Source organism: Cellulomonas sp. EB106-03-03-XG116 (assembly GCF_058792015.1).
Window position 1 is genome coordinate 52,483 of the sequence record NZ_JBYTEP010000022.1, and the last position, 6,159, is coordinate 58,641.

The 6,159-nt window shown below is 73.2% G+C and carries 5 protein-coding genes; 3 read left to right on the top strand and 2 right to left on the bottom strand.

Translation table 11 applies throughout. The features are described 5' to 3' along the window. Positions 1-69 precede the first annotated feature (69 nt). Entirely contained in the window at positions 70-426 is a 357-nt protein-coding gene (locus AC3WUG_RS10365; protein WP_492327576.1) for a hypothetical protein, read from the top strand. Positions 427-542: 116 nt separating this feature from the next. Here AC3WUG_RS10365 and pgi read toward each other — a convergent pair whose 3' ends face one another. Both pgi and AC3WUG_RS10375 read right to left on the bottom strand, forming a co-directional pair. After that, positions 543-2,225: a glucose-6-phosphate isomerase gene (pgi, locus tag AC3WUG_RS10370; RefSeq protein ID WP_492327577.1), complete on the bottom strand. Its 1,683-nt coding sequence runs from the start codon at positions 2,223-2,225 to the stop codon at positions 543-545. Between the two features lie 88 nt (positions 2,226-2,313). Further along, positions 2,314-3,360, bottom strand: a complete 1,047-nt coding sequence (locus tag AC3WUG_RS10375; protein WP_492327578.1) for an LLM class flavin-dependent oxidoreductase — start codon at positions 3,358-3,360, stop codon at positions 2,314-2,316. A 153-nt stretch (positions 3,361-3,513) separates the two neighbouring features. Between AC3WUG_RS10375 and AC3WUG_RS10380 the strand changes: the two genes are divergently transcribed. Next, positions 3,514-4,701, top strand: a complete 1,188-nt coding sequence (locus AC3WUG_RS10380; RefSeq protein WP_492327579.1) for an ROK family transcriptional regulator — start codon at positions 3,514-3,516, stop codon at positions 4,699-4,701. A 103-nt stretch (positions 4,702-4,804) separates the two neighbouring features. Further along, on the top strand, positions 4,805-6,100 hold the full coding sequence (locus tag AC3WUG_RS10385; RefSeq protein ID WP_492327580.1) for an extracellular solute-binding protein: 1,296 nt from the start codon (positions 4,805-4,807) through the stop codon (positions 6,098-6,100). The last annotated feature ends 59 nt before the right edge of the window (positions 6,101-6,159 follow it).

The window sequence follows — 6,159 nt, forward strand, 5'->3', positions numbered from 1 at the left end:
CCGGTCCGCGATCAGCGGGACGCTGGCCTGCCGCACGCACCGCAGCGCTGATGAGCCGAGGGGGGTCTCATGGGACGGGTGGCCGTCGTGCTGGCCGGCGTGGCCGTGCTGGCGCTCCAGGTGTGGTTGACGCTCTACGCCCAGGTCGTGCTCGCCTACGAGGCCGCCGTCCTCGCCGCCCTGCTCGTCGGGGTCGCGCTGCGCGCCACCGTGCGCGGGCGCCGTCGTCGGCACCCCGCCGACGCGGCCCGGTGGCCGGACGCGGACGGGATCGCGGTGCCGCAGCCGACGGTGCTCGTCGGCGGCCCGGTGCTGCCGCCCGTCGACGCCGGCCTCGGGTCGGCTCCGGTCCCGACTCAGGTCGAGGACCGCGGCGACCCCCTGGACGACCTCCTGGGCCGCCGCCGCCCGCGCCCGGTCGCCTGAGCCCGCGTCGAGTGCCTACGCGACACGCCGAGTGCCTATCCAGGGGATAGGCACTCGACGTGTCCGATGGGCACTCGACGCAGCGGCGCCGCCGGGGGCGGGCGGCGGGGTGCGGGTCAGCCCTGGCGCAGGTCCAGGTAGCGCGCGATCAGGGAGCGGGTCGACGGGTCCTGGGCCGCCAGCGCGTCCGCGTCGCCCTCGACCGCCGGGGCGATCTCGAGCGCGAGCTTCTTGCCGAGCTCGACGCCCCACTGGTCGAACGAGTCGATGCCCCACACGACGCCCTCGACGAACGTGATGTGCTCGTACAGCGCGATGAGCTGGCCGAGCACGGACGGGGTCAGCGACGGGGCGAGGATCGACGTCGTCGGGCGGTTCCCGGGGAACACGCGGGCCGGGACGATCTCCTCGGCGGTGCCCTCGGCGCGGACCTCGTCGGCGGTCTTGCCGAACGCGAGCGCCTTGGTCTGCGCGAAGAAGTTCGCGAGGAACAGCCCGTGCACGTCGGTGTCGCCGTCCTTCAGCGGGTGCGCCGGGTTGGCGACCGCGATGAAGTCCGCCGGGATCAGCCGGGTGCCCTGGTGGATCAGCTGGTAGAACGCGTGCTGGCCGTTGGTGCCGGGCTCGCCCCAGAACACCTCGCCGGTCTCCGTCGTCACCGGCGTGCCGTCCCAGCGGACCGACTTGCCGTTCGACTCCATGGTGAGCTGCTGCAGGTACGCCGGGAACCGGTGCAGGTACTGGGCGTACGGCAGGACGGCGTGCGTGTGCGCGTCGAGGAAGTTGACGTACCAGACGTTGAGCAGGCCCATGAGGACCGGGACGTTCTGGTCGAACGGCGTGGTGCGGACGTGCTCGTCGACGGCGTGGAAGCCCTCGAGGAACTCGCCGAACGCGTCGGGGCCGATCGCGATGGCGAGCGAGGTGCCGATCGCCGAGTCGACCGAGTAGCGTCCGCCGACCCAGTCCCAGAACCCGAACGCGTTCTCCGGGTCGATGCCGAACGCCGCGACCTTGTCCAGCGCCGTCGACACCGCGACGAAGTGCTTGGCGACCGCGCCGGTGCGGGCCTCCTCGGTGTCCTCGATCGCGCCGGCGGCGACGAGCCCGCGCCACAGCCAGTCGCGGGCGAGCCGCGCGTTGGTCAGCGTCTCCAGCGTGCCGAACGTCTTGGACGCGACGACGAACAGCGTCGTCGTCGGGTCGAGGTCCTTGGTCTTCTCGGCGATGTCGGTCGGGTCGATGTTCGACACGAACCGCACCTCGAGGCCGTCCTGCACGTACGGCTTGAGGGCCTCGTACGCCATGACCGGGCCGAGGTCCGAGCCGCCGATGCCGATGTTCACGACGGTCGCGACGCGCTCGCCGGTGACGCCGGTCCACTCGCCGGAGCGCACCTTGTCGGCGAACGCGGCGACCTTCGCGAGCACCTCCTGCACGTCGGCGTCCACGTCCTGGCCGTCGACCACGAGGCCGGGCTCCGCGTCGGCCGGGCGGCGCAGCGCGGTGTGCAGCACGGCGCGGTCCTCGGTCACGTTGATGTGCTCGCCGGCGAACATCGCGTCGAGCCGGGCCTTGAGGCCGACCTGGTCCGCGAGGGCGACCAGCAGGGACAGGGTCTCGTCGGTGACGAGGTTCTTCGACAGGTCGACGGTGAGGTCGGCCAGCTGCCGGGTCAGGCGCGTCGCGCGCTCGGGGTCGGCGTCGAACCAGCCCCGCAGGTCGGGGAGGAACGCCTCCTCGTGCGCGGTCAGGGCGGTCCAGGCGCCGGTGGTGGTGGCGTCGACGGGTGCAGTCACGGCGTGTCCCTCTCGGAAGCAAGATCCAACAGGTCACACCGTATCGAGGCCGGGGCGGTGGGCGAGCGGGACGTGCGGCCCGCCCGGGTCAGCCCAGGGCCTCGCGCACCAGCGGGGCCACCTGGGTGCCCAGCAGCTCGATCGCCCGCAGGCTCTCCCGCTGCGGCACGCCGCTCAGGTCCATCTGGAAGATCTGCCGGTCGTGCCCGAGCGCGGCGTTCAGCGCGACGATGCGGTCCGCGACCTCGTGCGGCGAGCCGACGAAGTACGCCCCGCCCTTCGCGGCCTGGGACTCGAACGCGATCCGGTTCGGGATGGCGAACCCGCGCTCGGCGGCGATCCGGCGCATCGTGCTGAGCCAGTACGGGAAGAAGAACTCCCGCGCCTGCTTCGCGTCGTCGGCGACGAACCCCATGCCGGCGACCTCGACGCGCTGCGTGGCGGGGTCGTGGCCGGCCTCCGTGTGCGCGGCCCGGTAGAGCCGGACCAGCGGGGCGAAGTCCGCGGGCCGGCCGCCGATGATCGCGTAGGACACGGGGAGGCCGAGCCGGCCGGCGCGGTCCGAGGACGCCGGGTTGCCGCCGGTGGCGACCGCGATCCGCAGGTGCTCGCCGAGGCCCGGCTTGTCGAGCGGCCGCGGCAGGATCTCCGCGGCGTGCAGCGCGGGCCGGAACCGGCCGGACCAGGTGACCGGGTTGCCGCGGTCGATCCGGAGCAGCAGCCGGATCTTCTCGTCGAACAGCTCGTCGTAGTCGTCCAGCGAGGCGCCGAACAGCGGGTACGACTCGATGAACGACCCCCGCCCCGCGAGCAGCTCGACGCGGCCGCCGGACAGCAGGTCCATCGTCGCGAACTGCTGGTAGAGCCGGACGGGGTCCTCGGTGGACAGCACGGTCACGGCGCTGCCGACGCTGATCCGCGCGGTCTGGGCGAGCGCCGCCGCGATGACGGTCGCGGGGGAGGAGATGGCGTAGTCGGGGCGGTGGTGCTCGCCGATGCCGACGTGGTCCAGGCCGACCTCCTCGGCGAGGCGGACGCGCTCCAGCACGTCGCGCAGCCGCTGCGCGGGGGAGGTGACCGCGCCGGACACCGGGTCGGGGTGGATGTCGCCGAACGTGTACAGGCCGAGCTCCATGCCCGGTGCAGCGCGGGGGAGGGGCGGGGCATTCCCGGCCGCGGGCGGGGGCCGCCGCGCCGGATGTCGGCCCCGTGAACGCCCGGTCACGAAGTGGTCACGGTCACACGAACTCCTTGACGATGGATTAGTAAGGAAGGTCTACTAACAAACATGACGACGACGACGCCGTCCGCCACCTCGGGCCACCGGGGGGTCGGGCGCACACTCCGCCCGACGGGCAAGGTGCTCCCCGAGCACGCCCGGGCGCACAACCGGTCGCTCGTCCTGCAGCACCTGTTCCACCAGGGCCCGTCGTCCCGCGCCGACCTCGCGCGCAGCACCGGCCTGACCCGGGTCACGGTCTCCGACCTGGTGTCGGTGCTCATCTCCGAGGGCCTGGTCGCCGAGCTCGGCGTCCGGCCGGAGGGGAGGGTCGGCAAGCCGGCGACGCTCGTCGGGATGCGGACCGAGGAGTACCAGGTCGTGGCCGTCGACCTCGCGGACGACGCCAGCCTGCGCGGCGCGGTCATGACGCTCACCGGCGCGGTCGTCGCGCGGCGCACCGTCTCGCTCGACGGCCGGACCGGCGACGCCGCGGTCGCGGTGCTCGAGGACCTGTGCCGCGAGCTGCTCGCCGCCGCGGACCGGCCCGTCGTCGGCGTCGGCATCGGGTCGCCCGGCGTGATCGACGCCGCCGGGGTCGTCGTGCAGGCGCCCAACCGCGGCTGGTACGACCTGCCGCTGGCGGCGCTGCTCGCCGAGCGGCTGGGCGTGCCGGTGCAGGTCGCCAACGACGCGAACACCCACGCGCTGGGGGAGTACACCTACGGCGGCGCGTCCGGCTCCGGCCTCATGGTGGTCACCGTCGGCCAGGGCCTCGGCGCCGGGATCGTGCTGGACGGCGCCCTGGTGCGCGGCCGCGCGCACGCCGCCGGGGAGATCGGGCACGTCACCGTGGTCGACGACCGCGACGTGCGGGCCGGTGACCCCGAGCCCCGGCCGTGCGCGTGCGGGCGCGCCGGCTGCCTGGAGACGCTGCTCTCCCTGCCCGCGCTGCGCCGCGCCACCGCCGGCCGCAGCCCCGAGGAGTCCGACGCGGTGCTCGCGTCGGTCGGACGGAAGCTGGGCGTGGCCCTCGCTCCCGTCGTCAGTGCCCTCAACCTCGCCGAGGTCCTGCTCTCGGGTCCCCCGGAGCTGCTGGACGGAGCCCTCAGGGTCGAGGCGCTCGCCACGGTCCGGGCCCGGACCCTGCCCCTGCTGGGGCAGGACCTCGTGCTGCGGATGGGTTCGCTGGACGAGGACGGGGCGCTCTCCGGCGCCGCGGCCCTCGTGCTGTCCGGTCAGCTCGGGGTCACGTGACGACCCCGAGCCGACCGCTTGCAGTGCCGGTACCACCACCCCCGGCGGGGCTTGCAGGCCCCGCCTCGCATCAGGGAGGAACACCAACGTGAAGATCGTACGGATGGCAGCCGTCGGTGTGGCGGCGGCGCTCGTGCTGACCGCCTGCTCGTCGGGCGACGACGGCGGCTCGACCGGGTCCGACGGGACCCCCGAGGCCGCCGACATCACGCTGTGGCTCAACGGGGCGGACACCCCGGACGAGCTGCGCGACTACCTCAAGACGACCTTCGAGGAGGAGAACCCGGGGTCGACGCTCACCATCGAGGAGCAGGACTGGAACGACGTCGTCACCAAGCTGACGACGGCGCTCCCGGACGCCGAGAACACCCCGGACGTGGTCGAGATCGGCAACACCCAGTCGCCGACCTTCACCACGATCGGCGCGTTCCGCGACCTCACCCCGCTGTACGACGAGCTGGGCGGCGACGACCTGCTGCCGTCGTTCGTCGAGGTGGGCAAGGCGGACGGCAAGAACTACGCGCTGCCGTACTACTTCGGCTCGCGCTACATGTTCTACCGGCCCGACCTGTGGTCCGCCGCGGGCCTCGAGAAGCCGACGACGCTCTCCGAGTTCGCCGACGACGTCAAGGCGCTCAAGACCGACAGCCAGTCGGGCTTCGCGATCGGCGGCCAGGACTGGCGCAACGGCATCTCCTGGGTGTTCGCGAACGGCGGCGAGCTCGCCACCGAGGACGGCGGCGAGTGGACCTCCACGCTGTCCGACCCGAACACCATCAAGGGCCTCGAGCAGTGGCAGGACGTCTACGCGGGCTCGTCCAACGTGCCGGCCACCGAGCGCGACGTGGCGTACTGGGACTTCCTGAACGACGGCGCCGACGGCGCCGCCCCGGCCGCCGCGACGATCATGGCCCCGGGCTGGGCCCGCTGGTCGATCGGCGACCTCACCACGAACGACGACGGCGAGGAGGTCCGCGACGGCATGGCGGACGAGTCGAAGTTCGACATCTTCGCCCTGCCGGGCGTGGACGGCGGCATCGCGCCGGTGTTCGCGGGCGGCTCGAACATCGCCGTCTCGGCCAAGTCCCAGCACCCGGAGCTCTCCGAGAACCTGCTGCGGATCATCTTCTCGCCCGAGTACCAGCAGATGCTGGGCGAGAACGGCCTCGGCCCGGCGAACTCGCAGTACGTCGACGCCCTCGGCGACGACAAGTTCGCCACCACGATGATCGAGACCGCGGCGGCCTCCAAGCTCACCCCGGCCGCGCCGGGCTGGGCGGCCGTCGAGGCGGCGTTCGTCTACGAGGAGCTGTTCCAGGCGATCGCCGAGGGCGGTGACGTGACCGAGCTCGCCGCGCAGTACGACGAGAAGATCACGCCGATGCTCAACGGCCAGTGACGTCCTCCCGGCCGCGGGGCACGCGCCCCCCCGCCTGGACCATCCTCCCCCCGCCTTTC